Here is a 13,610-nt window from a genome sequence, read left to right as displayed (position 1 = left end):
GATGAATCAACCGGTGAAAGAACTCAACTGGCTGATCACTGATTTCGCCAATCGTGTGCCGGATGTCGCGCACGCGATCGTGGTGTCCTCGGACGGCTTGCCGCTGGCCGCTTCGGCGGGGTTCCCCACCGACCGCGCAGACCAGCTGGCGGCCATCGCCTCTGGTCTGTCCAGCCTCACCCAGGGTGCGGCTCGCGTGTTCGAGGGCGGAGCAGTAGCCCAGACCGTGGTTGAGATGGAGCGAGGGCTGCTCCTTATCATGGCCATCAGCGATGGATCGTGCCTCGCGGTGCTCGCCTCCGCCGAATGTGATTTGGGCTTGGTCGGTTATGAGATGACACTGCTCGTCGAGCGTGCCGGCCGTGCCCTGACACCGGCTGCGCGTACCTCGGGTATCCACTGATCCACCACCGACAGGAGGAAGTGGTGGCACCACCTCACGGTAGAGATGCCGGGAGTCCCTCGTGGTTCGGGCAGCAGCCCGCCGGCGCCCCCAGGGCGCTGGCGGACGGTTCGCTCGGAGCCGATGCTCCACGCCAAGGCCAGCAATCAACCGACCAACAGCAATGGTCACCTACCAATAACGCGTCGGCTAATAGCGCTCCCAGTTCGCTGGTGCGCCCGTACGCTGTTACACGGGGCCGGACCAAGCCGCGGACTCAGTTGCCGCTTGAGGCACTGATCTCCACGACCGCTACGGCGCGCAACGAATTCGGAACCCTGACTCCCGAGTGTCAGGCAATCAGCGATCTGTGCCGGGAATGGCGGTCCGTAGCGGAGATCTCCGCTCTGTGCCGTATCCCGCTCGGAGTCGCGCGGGTACTCGTTGCGGACATGTCGGAGCAGGGCCTCGTTCAAATCAGATCGTCGCTCAACACCGACAACCGGCCCAACGCCAACCTGCTTGAAAGGGTGCTCAGTGGACTTCGCAAGCTCTAGCGCGGCCGACGAAGGCGGTGCTGTGGCGAACGCGATGACGTCGGTCAAGATCGTCGTCGCCGGGGGCTTCGGCGTCGGAAAGACGACGTTTGTGGGATCGGTCTCCGAGATCGTGCCGCTGACTACCGAAGCCGTCATGACCAGTGCCAGCGTCGGCGTGGACGACCTCGCCAAGACGCCGGACAAGCAGACCACCACGGTTGCCATGGACTTCGGCCGCGTTTCCCTTGACTCCGACCTCATCCTGTACCTGTTCGGTACCCCGGGCCAGCACCGTTTCTGGTTCATGTGGGACGACCTGGTCAAGGGTGCCATCGGTGCCGTCGTCCTCGTGGACACCCGCCGCCTCGCCGATTGCTTCCCGGCGATCGATTACTTCGAGGAGGCGCGGCTGCCTTTCATCGTGGCAATCAATGGTTTTGACGCCTACTACCCGCACGCCGCCAACGAAGTGCGTGACGCCCTGACCCTCAGCGAGGACATCCCGATCGTGCAGTGCGACGCGCGCGACCGGACCTCTACGAAGTCCACGCTGATCCGTCTGGTCGAGCACGCCATCACCGTGGGTGACGCCTCCACCGCGGGGCAGACGACCTCCACCGGCAGCCAGACTTCCTGGCGTTAGCCGGACCGGGGCCACACCAGTGCCAGGGGGCACCGTGCTGATGCGCGGTGCCCCCTGGCGTTGTCGGTTCCGATGCTGTCGGCAGGTTGCACTGGACGAAGGCGGGTCCCGCGGGTGACCATGTCCCAATGACGCTCCATGACGAACGCAGGGACTTCTGGGAACAACGCCTGGAAGCGGACTGGACGCAGACCGGCGTCGGCTACCGCGCGCTTGGCCGGTCGTTCAACACCTGGATGTACCGGGTGCGCCGCGAGGTGTTCCTGCGCGAGGCGGCGGCACTCGACCTCGACTGGCCCACGGCGCAGATTCTCGACGTGGGTTCGGGGACGGGGTTCTACGTGCGAGGGTGGCAGGCACTGGGCGCCGGCGCCGTCACCGGTTCCGACCTCACCGAGGCCGCCGTACATCGCCTGCGCGATCGCTATCCCGGTGTCGGCTTCCACCGCCTGGACATCGCCGAGCCGGGGGACACACTGGGCGAGAAGACCTTCGACGCCGTCTCGTGCATGGATGTGCTCTTCCACGTCACCGATGATGCCCGCTACGTCGCCGCCATCGAGTCCATCGCCCGCATCGTGCGGCCCGGGGGATACTTCGTCATGTCCGAGAACTTCCTGCACGGTTCCGTCCAACGCGGTGCCAACCAGGTCAACCGCAGGCTCGACTGGATCACCGCGCTGCTCGAACGATCCGGATTCGACGTCGTGCGTCGAACGCCGATGCTGGTGCTGATGAACGCCCAGGTCGACGCCGGCCCTCTCTGGCGCAAGCTGTGGGGAGGAACGCTACGCGCGGCCACCGTCACGGAACCGACCGGGTGGCTCGCCGGAGCCGCGCTCTATCCCCTGGAGCGCCGTCTGACGCGCTCCAGGAGCGAAAGCCCCACCACCGAACTCATGATCTGCCGCCGTCGCTAGCCCATTGAGCGGCCCGCCCCGACGGAGTACGGGCGCGGGCGGGCCGCTCGCCCGAAGAACGAGCCGCCCGCGCAGGGAATCAGGCCGGGAGACCCAATTCGCGCGCGATGAGCATCCGCTGTACCTCGCTGGTGCCCTCGCCGATCTCCAAGATCTTGGCATCGCGGTAGAAGCGTCCCACCGGGTACTCGTTCATGAACCCGTAGCCGCCGAAGATCTGGGTGGCGTCGCGGGCGTTGTCCATGGCGGCGTTGGAGGACACCAGCTTGGCGATCGCCGCCTGCCTCTTGAACGGTTCCCCCGCCAGCATCCGCGCGGCCGCGTCGTAATAGGCCAGACGTGCGGTGTACGCGCGGGCCTCCATGTCGGCGATCTTGAACTGGATGGCCTGATAGCCGCCGATGTGCCTCCCGAATGCCTCCCGCTCGTTCGCGTAGCGCAGGCTCTCGTCCACGCACCCCTGGGCCAGCCCCACCGACAACGCGGCGATGGCGATGCGGCCCTCGTCCAAGATGCGCAGGAACTGGGCGTAGCCACGACCCTGTTCGCCCACCAGGTTCGCCTTGGGGACCCGGCAGTCCTCGAAGACCAGTTCGTTGGTGTCGGAGGCGCGCCATCCGACCTTGGAGTACTTCTGTCCGATGGAGAACCCGGGTGTTCCCGAGGGCACCAGGATCGCTGAGATCTCCGGGCGACCGTCGGGGCGCTGCCCCGTTACCGCGGTCACGGTCACCAGTGCCGTGATGTCGGTCCCGGAATTGGTGATGAAGGACTTGGTGCCGTTGATGACCCACTCGTCGCCCTCCAACCGTGCGGTGGTGCGGGTACCGCCCGCGTCGGAGCCCGCGCCGGGTTCGGTGAGCCCGAACGCGCCCAACGAGGTCCCCGCACACAGGCGGGGCAGCCAGTTCTTCTTCTGTTCGTCGCTGCCGAACCGGTGGATGGGCATCGCCCCGAGCGACACTCCCGCCTCAAGGGTGATCGCCACCGAGGAGTCCACCCTGGCCAGCTCCTCCAACGCCAGACACAGCGCGAAGTAGTCGCCGCCCATTCCGCCCGACTCTTCGGGGAAGGGAAGCCCGAACAGACCCATCTTCCCCATCTTGGCCACGATGTCGTAGGGGAATTCGCCCCGTTCGTAGTAGTCGCCGATGACCGGGGCCACCGTGTCGCGGGCGAATTCCTCGACGCTGCGGCGCAGGTCTTCGTAGTCGGGGTCCAGGCGATGCGACACGCGATTCACTCCTTGGTGGTCGTGACGGGGGAGGAGCCTTCCGGGATTTCCGAAGGCCCCGCGGTGATGACGGCCAGGACGGTGTCCATGGCCACGGACTGTCCGGGGTGCACGCTCAGGGAGGTGACGAGCCCATCAATCGGTGCGGTCACCGAGTGCTCCATCTTCATGGCCTCCACCACGACGACGGCGTCCCCTGCGTGCACGGTCGCCCCCTGCGCGACGGGGACGGCCAGGACGGTCCCGGGCATCGGACTGCGCACGGTTCCGTCGATTCCGACTGCTGCCGAGCGCATCGGAGCCAGCAGGGTCTCGCGTCGCAACTGCCATGACGCGCCGTCCAGCCCCAGCCACACGGTGTCCGCTTCGACGGCTCGCGCATAGTGTGCGATTCGCCCTGAGTGTGCCACCACCAGGGTGCGTCCGCTGTCGCGTCGCCGGGCTGTGGCGGGGTGCGCCACGGCATCCCCCACGGCGACCTCGAATCCGTCGCCTGAGCGGCGGACCCGGACCGTCTGCGCCTCCTGGCCGGGCGCGCGCAGCCGCCAGGAGGTCCAGGCGTGTTCGCCCACCCGCCAGCCGTCGGGGACGTCGAAGCGGTCGGCGAGCGCGTCGGTGGGTTCCAGCCCCAACTGGTGGTCCAGGGCGACGGCGGCGAGCACGGCATCGGGGACCCGGTCGGTGCCGGCCGTCAACTCCGGGCGCAGGCGTTCGGTCAGGTCGGTGCTCAGGCGGCCCGCGACCACCTCCGGATGGGAAAGCAGGGCCCGGAGGAACGCCACGTTCACCCCGCAGCCCAGAACGGTGTAGCCCGACAGTGCCGTGCCCGCCCTGCGCAGCGCGCCCGCGCGGTCGGTGTCCCAGACGACGACCTTGGCCAGCATCGGGTCGTAGGCCGAGGTGATCGCGGAGCCCTCGTCCAGGCCGGAGTCCACGCGCACGTCGGGGCCCGTGGGCTCGGCCAGGAGCAGGACCTGCCCTCCGGTGGGCAGGAAATCGCGTGCGGGGTCCTCGGCGTAGACGCGGCATTCCACAGCGTGTCCGATCACACCCACGTCCTCCTGGGCGAACGGCAATTGCTCGCCCAGGGCGACGCGCAGTTGCAACTCCACGAGGTCGATTCCCCGTGTGCCGCCGATCGTGGTCACGGCCTCGGTGACCGGGTGCTCCACCTGGAGCCGGGTGTTCATTTCCAGGAAGGAGTAGTCGAGCGTGCCGGGGGGTTCATCAGCCGACGCAGTCCCGCGCACGATGAACTCCACCGTTCCCGCTCCCACGTAGCCGCATGCCCGCGCGGCGGCCACCGCTGCCGCACCCATGGCGCTGCGCTGGGTGGGCGAGAGAAGGGGGGAGGGCGCCTCCTCCACGATTTTTTGATGCCGGCGTTGGAGGCTGCACTCGCGCTCGCCCAGGTGGACGACGTTGCCGTGTGCGTCGGCCAGGACCTGCACCTCGATGTGACGCGGGCGTTCGACGAATCGCTCCACCAGCAGGGTGGCGTCGCCGAAGGCGGCACGCGCCTCGCGTCGGGCTGTGGCCGCAGCCCCGGCCAGTTCGCCCTCCTCGCGTACCAGCCGCATTCCCTTCCCGCCGCCACCCGCGGAGGGCTTGATCAGCAGTGGGTAGCCCACAACCGCCGCTGCTTCCAGGAGTTCGGTGTCGGTCATGGGCTGTTCGTTCTTCTCGGCGAAGCCGGGAAGGAGCGGCACACCCGCCTGCTCGACGGTTGCCTTGGCCCTGATCTTGTCGCCCATCGCCTCGATGGCCTCGGCGGGCGGGCCGACGAAGACGAGTCCGGCCTCTGCACAGGACCGGGCGAAACCGGCGTTCTCGGAGAGGAAACCGTAGCCGGGGTGGACCAGGGTCGCACCCGTGGCGACGGCCGCGTCGACGATGGCTGCGCCGTTGAGGTAGCTGTCGGACAGGGTGGCTCCGCCGATGCGGACCGCGGTGTCGGCCGCGCGTACGTGCGGTGCCTCGGGATCGGCGTCGCTGTAGACGGCCACCGATCGCATTCCGAGCCGGCGCAGCGTGCGGATGACACGCACCGCGATCTCGCCGCGATTGGCCACCAGGACGGTGGGGGCGGCCGCTGTCCGGGGGGCCTCGCCTCCGGGAACGGGGTCGGTCATCGGGCGGCTCCGATTCCTTCTGGGTCGCAGGACGTAACTGGGCGGGAGGAGACGATCACATGCGAAAGACCCCGTAGCCGACGGGGTCCAGCGGGGCGTTGCGGGCCGCAGCCAGGCCCAGGCCGAGCACGGTGCGGGTGTCGGCAGGGTCGATCACCCCGTCGTCCCACAGCCGTGCGGTCGAGTAGTAAGGGCTGCCCTGTTCTTCGTACTGTGCGCGGATGGGGTCCTTGAATGCCTCTTCGGCGGAGCGCGGCCACTCCTCGCCGCGGGCGTCCATCTGGTCGCGGCGCACCGTCGCGAGCACGGAGGCGGCCTGCTCGCCGCCCATCACCGAGATCCGGGCGTTGGGCCACATCCACATGAACCGCGGCGAGTAGGCCCGGCCGCACATGCTGTAGTTGCCCGCTCCGAACGAGCCGCCGATGACCACGGTGAACTTGGGGACGCGCGCGCACGCCACGGCCGTGACCATCTTCGCGCCGTGCTTGGCGATGCCTCCGGCCTCGTAGTCGCGTCCCACCATGAAACCGGAGATGTTCTGCAGGAACACCAAGGGGATGCTGCGCCGGTCGCACAGTTCGATGAAGTGCGCCCCTTTCATCGCCGACTCCGCGAACAGGATGCCGTTGTTGGCGATGATCCCGACCGGATGGCCGTGCACATGTGCGAAACCGGTGACCAGGGTGGTGCCGTACTCGGCCTTGAACTCGGTGAACTCGCTGGCGTCGACCACGCGGGCGATCACCTCGCGCACGTCATAAGGGGTGCGGGTGTCTGCGGGCACCACGCCGTAGAGTTCGCCTGGGTCCGCGGACGGCGGCCGGGGCTCGCGGCGTTCCCAGGCGGGGGCTGCGCGTGGACCCAGCGTGTCGACGATCTGGCGCACGATCCCCAGCGCGTGTGCGTCGTCCTCTGCGAGGTGGTCGGTGACGCCCGAGACGCGCGAGTGCACGTCCCCCCCGCCCAGGTCCTCGGCTGTCACGATCTCGCCGGTGGCCGCCTTGACCAGGGGAGGGCCGCCGAGGAAGATCGTGCCCTGCTCGCGCACGATGACCGCCTCGTCGCTCATGGCGGGAACGTAGGCGCCACCGGCGGTGCACGAACCGAGTACGGCCGCGATCTGCGCGATGCCCTGTCGGGACATGGTCGCCTGGTTGTAGAAGATCCGGCCGAAGTGCTCGCGGTCGGGAAAGACGTCGTCCTGCATCGGCAGGAACGCTCCGCCCGAGTCGGCGAGGTAGACGCACGGCAGGCGGTTGTGCAGAGCGACCTCCTGGGCACGGAGGTGCTTCTTCACCGTCATCGGATAGTAACTGCCGCCTTTGACGGTGGCGTCGTTGGCGACCACCACGACCTCTCGGCCGGCGACCCGCCCCACCCCGGTGATGATGCCGCCGGCCGGGGCGTCCTGACCGTCGGCACCGTACATGCCGTAAGCCGCCAAGGGGGACAGTTCGAGGAAGGGCGACCCTGGATCGAGCAGGGCGTCCACCCGGTCGCGCGGCAGGAGCTTGCCACGCTGGACGTGGCGGGCACGGGTCTTTTCCGGACCCCCCAGTGCGGCGGTCGCGACGCGCTCGCGCAGTTGCGCGGTGAGTGCCAGGTTCGCCTCGGCGTTGGCCGTGAAGGCAGCGCTTGCAGTGTCGGCCGTCGAGACGAGAACGGGTGCCCTGCTCAATGCCACTCCAGGTGCGTTAATGAACACTAACATCGCTGATGTTAGTGTTCATTAACATCGGTGTCCAGGGCAGTGAGCGGATCGAGGGGCCATGGCTGAGCGAAGACCGGGAGCCCGGCGAGAGGTCATTCTGCGAGCAGCGGCCGAACTCTTCGCCGTGCGCGGATTCCACGGTGTCTCCATCGAGGACCTGGGGCGCGCCGTAGGCACCAGCGGCCCTGCGCTGTATCGCCATTTCGCGGGGAAGGAAGCGTTGTTGGCCGCCATCCTCCTGGAGGTCAGTGAACGTCTGGCGACAGCCGGCAGGTCCAGGGCGCAGGCCGCCGAAGGGCCGGAGCAGGCGTTGGCGGCGTTGCTCCGCGGGCACATCGATTTCGCTCTCGACGAGCCGGCACTCATCACGGTCCAGGATCGCGAACTGGAGAACGTTCCCGAGGCCGAGCGCCGCCGTATCCGCCGGCTCCAGCGCGGTTACGTCGAACAATGGGTCGCCGTATTGGCCCTGCTGCGTCCGGGGACGGCCGAGGAGATTTTGCGCGCGGCGCTGCATGCCGTCTTCGGGCTGCTCAACTCCACGCCGCACAGTGCGGGTGAGCTCGCCCGCGACGAGATGGCCGCGCTCCTGTTCTCCATGGCGCACGCGGCCCTCCTGCCATCCATGGGCGACTGATCCGCAGATCGCGGGCCCGTACGGGACGGGCCCGGGCCGACCCTGCGGTCGACGCGGGCCCGTCCGAATGATGCGGCTACGGAAGTACCCCGCCGAGACCGCCCGCGCCACCGAGTGCGCCGGTCGCGCTTCCTGCGGTGTCGGTCACCCCACCTACCGCGTCGGTGGGGTCGGCGCCGGTCACCCCGCCGATGGCGTCGGTGGGTGCCAGGTCGGTCAGCGCGCCGAGCGCGTCGGTGTCACCCAGGACCTTGAGGACGTCCGGTTCGCCCAGGAGGGCGACGACGTCGGGGTTGCCCAGGATGGTGACGACGTCCGGATCGGCCAGCAGGGCTGCGACATCGGGGTTCTGTAGTAGTTCTGCCGGATCGGCGGGGGCCTCGGCGGGGATTTGCGCGGGAAGTTCCGCGCCCGGCTGCGCCGGGTTCTCCGCAGTCGCTGCGCCGCCGGGCCGGTCGGGAAGGGGCTCGACGGGCTGTGGTGCGGCCAGCGCCACCCCTGCCAGTCCGGTCGACAACGCCCCCGCCGCAACCGCGACCGCCGCGGTCCTGCCGAGAATCCGCATGTTCGTCCTCCTCATCGGTGACCCTTCATTGCCTGGGTGGTTACCGAGTGTCTCTCGATAACTTCACTCAGTAACGAAACGTAGCTGTGTGTGGTTGTCACAAAGTCAATGGCGAGTGAAGCCAAGGTATGAAAATCCCGGCAAAGGTCATAGGGAGACCAAAGTCCGAGGTGAGGCGGTCGGCTGGGTATTCAACCAATCCGCTGACGTTCCACGTTTGGCAATCGGGGGGTGCGGGCAGCGTGAACCACGACCTGACACGCACGCCGCGGCGGTCGGTTCCGTTTGCACAACGACCGCCGGGAACGCGACAAGTGGGAGTGGTTCGACCATGGCACAGCCGCGCATCGTGGTGGTTGGCGCAGGATTCGCGGGGCTGAGCGCACTGCGCCGGCTGGAACGCAAGATCCCCAAGGGTGCCGCCGAGTTGGTGCTCATCACGCCCAACGACTACATGCTCTACCAGCCGCTGCTCCCTCAGGTCGCCTCGGGGCTGATCACGCCGCAGTCCATTGCAGCCTCGCTGCACCGCACACTGAGCCGGACCCGGATGGTCCCCGGCGCGGCCATCGGGGTGGATACCGAGTCCCGTACGGTCGTGGTGCGCAAGATCTCCGGTGAGACGTCCTTCGAGCGCTACGACCGGCTGCTCCTTGCGCCGGGCAGTAACACCCGGGTCTTCGACATCCCCGGCCTCGTGGAGTACGGCCGCGGAAACAAGAACCTTGCCGAAGCGGTGTACCTGCGCGACCACGTCCTGGCCCAGTTGGAGCTGGCCAACGCCAGTACCGATCCTGCCGAGCGCGACGAGCGCTGCACCTTCATCGTGGTCGGCGGTGGTTACACCGGTGTGGAGACCGCAGCCTCGCTCAGACTGTTGTGCGACGAGGCATGCCGGCGCTATCCGGCGTTGCGCGAGCACGTGCAGTGGCACCTGGTGGACATCGCGCCGGCTCTGATGCCCGAACTGGGGGAGTCCCTCGGCAAGAGCGCCCTGCGGCTGCTGCGACAGAGAGGGGTCGAGGTCAGCCTGGAGGTCAGCGTCCGCGAGGTCACCGCGGACAAGGTGACGCTCACCGACGACAGGGTCCTGCCCTCCCGCACGCTGATCTGGACGGCCGGGACCGCGCCGAGCCCACTCATGGTCGCCACGGGCCTGAAGACCGATCGCGGCAAGCTGGTGGTCACCCCGGAGTTGCACGCTCCCGATGCGCCTGAGGTCTTCGCCATCGGGGACTCCGCCGCGGTGCCCGACCTCAGCAAGGGGGAGGGGGCGCTGTGCCCGCCGACCGCCCAGCACGCCTCCCGGCAGGGGCCGACGGCGGCCGACAACATCATCGCCTCGCTGATTGGGGGACGCGCAGGCCGGTACCACCACAAGGACCTCGGTCTGCTCGTCGACCTCAGCGGGAAGGACGCGCTGGCCCGGCCGTTGGGGTACGAGGTCACCGGTCTTCCCGCGCTGGCGATCACCCGCGCCTACCACCTGCTGGCGCTGCACTCGGGACCGGGGCGCGCCAGGGTCGCCGCCAACTGGGCGATCCGCTCCCTTCTGGGGGGCGAGGTGTCGCGGCTGGGTTTCCTCGACCGGCGCGTGGACACCCTGGTCGACACCGAAGAGGCAGCCCAGTACCTCGATCCGGACCAGGCCAGGCAGCGGGTGGCTTCCGCCCCGCCCCGCCCGTGACGATTCCGGGCCGGGTGTCCGGTCCGGAGCGGGGCGAGTGCGCCAGGACGCGTGCGGCCGGGGCGGCGCAACAGCCGCCCCGGCCCGCCGCCCCGGTCAGGCGACGATGGTGTAGCCGGCCTCGCTGACGGCATCCTTGAGCTGGATGTCGGTGAGCGGTTCGGCGCTCTCCACCTGAACGCGCCCGCTCGTCAGATCGACGTCCACGGTGGTGACGCCGGGCAGTTCGCCGATTTCCTCCTTGACCGAGCTCACGCAGTGTCCGCAGGTCATACCGCTGACGGTGATGGTGGTGCTGGCCATGACGGCCCTCGCTTCCGTTGACGTGCTCATGGGATCAGGAGCGGACCAGCCGGGCGATCGCCTCGGACGCCTCGCGCACCTTCTCCTCGGCTTCCGTCCCGCCGTTGGCGACGGCGTGCGCCACGCAGTGCTTGAGGTGCTCGTCCAGGAGTGACAGGGCGAACGAGCGCAGCGCTTTGTTCACGGCGGACGTCTGGGTGAGGATGTCGATGCAGTAGGAGTCCTCCTCGACCATGCGCTGAAGCCCACGGACCTGGCCTTCGATCCGCCGCAGCCGGTTGAGGTGCTGCTGCTTGTCGTGGTGGTAGCCGTAGGTGGCCATCTCGGCGCTCTCCTGGTCACTAGTCGCTTCCTCGGCCAATGATACCCCCTGTGGGTATATCCGGACCTGGTGGTCGGATGGGGCGGGCGTGGCGGCGCCGGGTCGGGCGCGGTCCGGGTTCCGGATGCTTTCGGACAACGGGGACAAGCCGATGATCGCTGATCCGGCGACCGCGCCGTGCCGCCAGTGCCGGCTTCGGGACGGCGGGCCCGTTCCCGAGAGGCCGTGGCGAATCCCGTGTCCTGGATCTCCCTTGCGGTTCCGTGCGGTGATGCCCTTCGGCTGTTCGGGTATGACAGGCCCGCCGTCGTCCCTGCCCGCCGCTGAAGGTCTCCGTTGCGGAACAAGTGCGAAACAGGAATATATGCGTTGTGCACACCACTCTTTCCTATTCGATAATTTTTATGGCGATAAGCCGGAAATCGGGGGTTTCGGGTGCTGTGCAGTGCCCGGCCGAATGGCGGTTCGTGCAGCGTGCCTGACGGGTGCTCCGCGCAAGCCGCCCGACGCAGTGTCGAGGGGGCAGCGTGGCAGCGTCAGGTCTGCGGCGGGGCCTCCCATGGTGGGTGGTGCTCGCGGTTGCCTTCGGAGCGGTCGGGACGGGGCCGCCCGCTTTCGCCGGTGACGGGTTTCCCCTGTTGGCCGCAAGCCGACTCGTCGCCCTTGAGACGACGGCGGTATCGGGAGACTGGGGAGTGGTGATCACCCGCGAGGAGTACGGCGGTCACTACCCTTCGGCCGATTTCACCGACGACCCCGACTCGGTGCGCGCCCGCCTCGACATCGGTGCGGTCCCGGAGTCGTTGGCCAACACCACCCAGGGCGGGGCGGGGCGCGCTGACGCGCGCAGTACGATCTCCGGCGGGTTCCGGCTCAATCTGCCCGGCCACACGGTCCCCGCGGTCGCCTTCGACGCCCTGAGGCACTCTGTCGCCTGCGACCTCAGCGGCAGCGTCACGTGGGAGAACAAGCTCAACGGAGGTCCTGGCTACGACGACCGCACGGTTACCGTCTTCGGTACGGACTTCGCCGTTCCCTTGGCCGGGGCGGTCTCCGCAGCCCTCGACCTTCCCGGTACCGGCGAACCGGCCATGGTCGAGATCGTCGCGGACGTCCCCGACGACGCTCCCGGTACCGGTCGTGTCGCGACCACCATCAGTGTGTCCACCGCCCGGACCGAGATCTTCACCCTGGTGCTCGGCGACGTCGCCGTGGACTGCGGGCCGTCCGCCCGCGCGGGCGACGCCCCCGCCCCCGCTCGCCCCGTCAACGTCATGGCGGTGCCCGGCCCCGGGCGCGACCCCAAGGGGATCTCCGGGCTACCGGTCACCACAACCGCCCTGGGCAGTCTCGTGATGGCAGGGGCGGGGACGCTCGGTGGCGCCGCCCTGCTGCGGTTCGGGCGGACACGGTCCTCCCCGGGCGCTAGCGGCGCAGCCCCAACCGCCTGAGCTCCAGTGCGGCTAGCCGGTCCACCGCCTCGGGGTCGCCTCTGCGCCACGCGTCCACCGGGTCCCCGTGCACCTTGGTCAGCGCCCGCACCGGCGCTGACGCCAGTGCGCGAAGAGCGAGCAGTTCGGAACTGGCCTCGGGCGACATCCTGCGCAGCCGTCTGGCTCCCGACGCCTGGCGAATCCACCGGGCACGCAAAGGCAGCCACAGGACCAGGATCATCATGACGGGCAGTACGGCGGTCAGCACCGACAGCAGCAGTGCCATCTCCGTCACGCTCTCCTGGAACCGGGTTCCTGCCTCGCTCAGACTGTCCCCGGCTTCGCCCATGCTCTGGAACGGCACGGCCAGTTGTTCGCCGACGAGCGGGACGCCCCCGGCCACTTCGGCGGCCTCGTTCATGTGCGAGGTCAGTCCGCCGCCCGACTCCTCCATCAGCTCGCCCGGTCGGGTCAGCGTCATCAGGGTCGCGTGGAGGGACTGTCCCGCCCGTACCCATAGCCAGATCCACACGATGGCGAACGCATCGCTGAGGAACTGCAGGGTGAAGCGGAGGGGGCGATCGGCGTAGATCTTCATCAGGCGCTCCAAGCCGGCGAGAGGGTGGAAGGGGCCGAGCGGATCGATCCCCGGGCGAAAGCGTCACCGACGCGCTGAGGCTTTCCCGGACCGGGACCCGACTAACCCGTCCTGTCCGACATATCCGTCGATGTGCCCCTGGGCTGCCGTTATACGGGTGCCCAGAAGCTTGATTCGGCATCCGGTGAGGTCGAACATGGTTTCCATGAGCGATGCGAAGAGTCACGAAGCAGAGATCATCCAGCGGATCGGCGAGCTGGTGAACGAAGAGCGCGACCTGCGCGAACAGTACGAGCACCGACTCACGCCCCAGGAACGCGAACGCGTCTCGGGGCTGGAACGGGCCCTCGACCAGTGCTGGGACCTGCTGCGTCAGCGCAGGGCCCGCGAGGAGTTCGGGGAGAGCCCTGACGAGGCCCGGGTGCGCCCCGCACCGGAGGTCGAGGACTACCGCCAGTAACGGGCAGGTTCCGTGACGGGTGGAACGCCGGGGAGAAAGGG

Annotated in this window: 15 protein-coding genes; 8 read left to right on the top strand and 7 right to left on the bottom strand. The window is 68.6% G+C overall.

Annotated elements, in window-relative coordinates:
• Position 1: 1 nt before the first annotated feature.
• From QSJ59_RS02715 to QSJ59_RS02700, 4 genes are all read left to right on the top strand, one after another.
• Positions 2 to 403 (top strand): roadblock/LC7 domain-containing protein, encoded by a 402-nt coding sequence (locus QSJ59_RS02715; protein WP_285757050.1) that lies wholly within the window; start codon positions 2 to 4, stop codon positions 401 to 403.
• A gap of 20 nt (positions 404 to 423) precedes the next feature.
• A complete protein-coding gene (locus tag QSJ59_RS02710; protein ID WP_285757049.1) occupies positions 424 to 939 on the top strand; it encodes a DUF742 domain-containing protein in 516 nt (171 codons plus the stop codon).
• A gap of 34 nt (positions 940 to 973) precedes the next feature.
• Complete coding sequence (locus QSJ59_RS02705; RefSeq protein ID WP_285757866.1) at positions 974 to 1,564, top strand: GTP-binding protein; 591 nt, start codon at positions 974 to 976, stop codon at positions 1,562 to 1,564.
• A gap of 128 nt (positions 1,565 to 1,692) precedes the next feature.
• On the top strand, positions 1,693 to 2,484 hold the full coding sequence (locus QSJ59_RS02700; protein WP_285757047.1) for a class I SAM-dependent methyltransferase: 792 nt from the start codon (positions 1,693 to 1,695) through the stop codon (positions 2,482 to 2,484).
• A gap of 79 nt (positions 2,485 to 2,563) precedes the next feature.
• On the opposite strand, the gene QSJ59_RS02695 is transcribed toward QSJ59_RS02700, so the two are convergent.
• Genes QSJ59_RS02695 through QSJ59_RS02685 form a run of 3 tightly spaced genes read right to left on the bottom strand, consistent with a single transcriptional unit; the run spans position 2,564 to position 7,564 of the window.
• Complete coding sequence (locus QSJ59_RS02695; protein ID WP_432707407.1) at positions 2,564 to 3,718, bottom strand: acyl-CoA dehydrogenase family protein; 1,155 nt, start codon at positions 3,716 to 3,718, stop codon at positions 2,564 to 2,566.
• Between the two features lie 5 nt (positions 3,719 to 3,723).
• Positions 3,724 to 5,850, bottom strand: a complete 2,127-nt coding sequence (locus QSJ59_RS02690) for an acetyl/propionyl/methylcrotonyl-CoA carboxylase subunit alpha (protein ID WP_285757045.1) — start codon at positions 5,848 to 5,850, stop codon at positions 3,724 to 3,726.
• Positions 5,851 to 5,905: 55 nt separating this feature from the next.
• Positions 5,906 to 7,564 carry a carboxyl transferase domain-containing protein gene (locus QSJ59_RS02685; RefSeq protein WP_285757044.1) on the bottom strand — a complete coding sequence of 553 codons (1,659 nt, stop codon included), beginning with the start codon at positions 7,562 to 7,564 and terminating at the stop codon, positions 5,906 to 5,908.
• Positions 7,565 to 7,622: 58 nt separating this feature from the next.
• On the opposite strand from QSJ59_RS02685, the gene QSJ59_RS02680 reads away from it, so the two are divergent.
• Complete coding sequence (locus QSJ59_RS02680; protein WP_285757043.1) at positions 7,623 to 8,201, top strand: SACE_7040 family transcriptional regulator; 579 nt, start codon at positions 7,623 to 7,625, stop codon at positions 8,199 to 8,201.
• A gap of 76 nt (positions 8,202 to 8,277) precedes the next feature.
• Here QSJ59_RS02680 and QSJ59_RS02675 read toward each other — a convergent pair whose 3' ends face one another.
• Positions 8,278 to 8,766, bottom strand: a complete 489-nt coding sequence (locus QSJ59_RS02675; RefSeq protein ID WP_285757042.1) for a hypothetical protein — start codon at positions 8,764 to 8,766, stop codon at positions 8,278 to 8,280.
• A gap of 331 nt (positions 8,767 to 9,097) precedes the next feature.
• On the opposite strand from QSJ59_RS02675, the gene QSJ59_RS02670 reads away from it, so the two are divergent.
• Positions 9,098 to 10,453, top strand: a complete 1,356-nt coding sequence (locus tag QSJ59_RS02670) for an NAD(P)/FAD-dependent oxidoreductase (protein WP_285757041.1) — start codon at positions 9,098 to 9,100, stop codon at positions 10,451 to 10,453.
• A gap of 96 nt (positions 10,454 to 10,549) precedes the next feature.
• Here QSJ59_RS02670 and QSJ59_RS02665 read toward each other — a convergent pair whose 3' ends face one another.
• Positions 10,550 to 10,756, bottom strand: a complete 207-nt coding sequence (locus QSJ59_RS02665; protein WP_285757865.1) for a heavy-metal-associated domain-containing protein — start codon at positions 10,754 to 10,756, stop codon at positions 10,550 to 10,552.
• 34 nt (positions 10,757 to 10,790) lie between these two features.
• Positions 10,791 to 11,078, bottom strand: a complete 288-nt coding sequence (locus QSJ59_RS02660) for a metal-sensitive transcriptional regulator (RefSeq protein ID WP_285757864.1) — start codon at positions 11,076 to 11,078, stop codon at positions 10,791 to 10,793.
• A 527-nt stretch (positions 11,079 to 11,605) separates the two neighbouring features.
• On the opposite strand from QSJ59_RS02660, the gene QSJ59_RS02655 reads away from it, so the two are divergent.
• Positions 11,606 to 12,529 carry a hypothetical protein gene (locus QSJ59_RS02655; protein ID WP_285757040.1) on the top strand — a complete coding sequence of 308 codons (924 nt, stop codon included), beginning with the start codon at positions 11,606 to 11,608 and terminating at the stop codon, positions 12,527 to 12,529.
• Here the strand turns inward: QSJ59_RS02655 and QSJ59_RS02650 are convergent.
• Positions 12,504 to 13,109: a hypothetical protein gene (locus tag QSJ59_RS02650; protein WP_285757039.1), complete on the bottom strand. Its 606-nt coding sequence runs from the start codon at positions 13,107 to 13,109 to the stop codon at positions 12,504 to 12,506. The two genes, QSJ59_RS02655 and QSJ59_RS02650, sit on opposite strands and share 26 nt — an antisense overlap.
• A gap of 205 nt (positions 13,110 to 13,314) precedes the next feature.
• Here QSJ59_RS02650 and QSJ59_RS02645 point away from each other — a divergent pair, with 205 nt between their 5' ends.
• Positions 13,315 to 13,569: a DUF2630 family protein gene (locus QSJ59_RS02645; protein WP_285757038.1), complete on the top strand. Its 255-nt coding sequence runs from the start codon at positions 13,315 to 13,317 to the stop codon at positions 13,567 to 13,569.
• Positions 13,570 to 13,610: the final 41 nt, after the last annotated feature.

The sequence above is a fragment of the Nocardiopsis ansamitocini genome, assembly GCF_030268225.1.
GTDB lineage: Bacteria > Actinomycetota > Actinomycetes > Streptosporangiales > Streptosporangiaceae > Nocardiopsis_D > Nocardiopsis_D ansamitocini.
Note: the sequence above shows the minus strand (reverse complement) of the source record. Positions and strands in the feature narration are given on the sequence as shown.

What these genes read in the sequence shown, in the direction of transcription:
- QSJ59_RS02685 (WP_285757044.1), bottom strand. Translation starts at nt 7,564, where the DNA reads ATGTTAGTGTTCATTAACGCACCTGGAGTGGCATTGAGCAGGGCACCC.
- QSJ59_RS02650 (WP_285757039.1), bottom strand. Translation starts at nt 13,109, where the DNA reads ATGAAGATCTACGCCGATCGCCCCCTCCGCTTCACCCTGCAGTTCCTC.
- QSJ59_RS02705 (WP_285757866.1), top strand. Translation starts at nt 974, where the DNA reads ATGACGTCGGTCAAGATCGTCGTCGCCGGGGGCTTCGGCGTCGGAAAG.
- QSJ59_RS02715 (WP_285757050.1), top strand. Translation starts at nt 2, where the DNA reads ATGAATCAACCGGTGAAAGAACTCAACTGGCTGATCACTGATTTCGCC.
- QSJ59_RS02660 (WP_285757864.1), bottom strand. Translation starts at nt 11,078, where the DNA reads ATGGCCACCTACGGCTACCACCACGACAAGCAGCAGCACCTCAACCGG.
- QSJ59_RS02670 (WP_285757041.1), top strand. Translation starts at nt 9,098, where the DNA reads ATGGCACAGCCGCGCATCGTGGTGGTTGGCGCAGGATTCGCGGGGCTG.
- QSJ59_RS02690 (WP_285757045.1), bottom strand. Translation starts at nt 5,850, where the DNA reads ATGACCGACCCCGTTCCCGGAGGCGAGGCCCCCCGGACAGCGGCCGCC.
- QSJ59_RS02680 (WP_285757043.1), top strand. Translation starts at nt 7,623, where the DNA reads ATGGCTGAGCGAAGACCGGGAGCCCGGCGAGAGGTCATTCTGCGAGCA.
- QSJ59_RS02675 (WP_285757042.1), bottom strand. Translation starts at nt 8,766, where the DNA reads ATGCGGATTCTCGGCAGGACCGCGGCGGTCGCGGTTGCGGCGGGGGCG.
- QSJ59_RS02665 (WP_285757865.1), bottom strand. Translation starts at nt 10,756, where the DNA reads ATGGCCAGCACCACCATCACCGTCAGCGGTATGACCTGCGGACACTGC.
- QSJ59_RS02645 (WP_285757038.1), top strand. Translation starts at nt 13,315, where the DNA reads ATGAGCGATGCGAAGAGTCACGAAGCAGAGATCATCCAGCGGATCGGC.
- QSJ59_RS02700 (WP_285757047.1), top strand. Translation starts at nt 1,693, where the DNA reads ATGACGCTCCATGACGAACGCAGGGACTTCTGGGAACAACGCCTGGAA.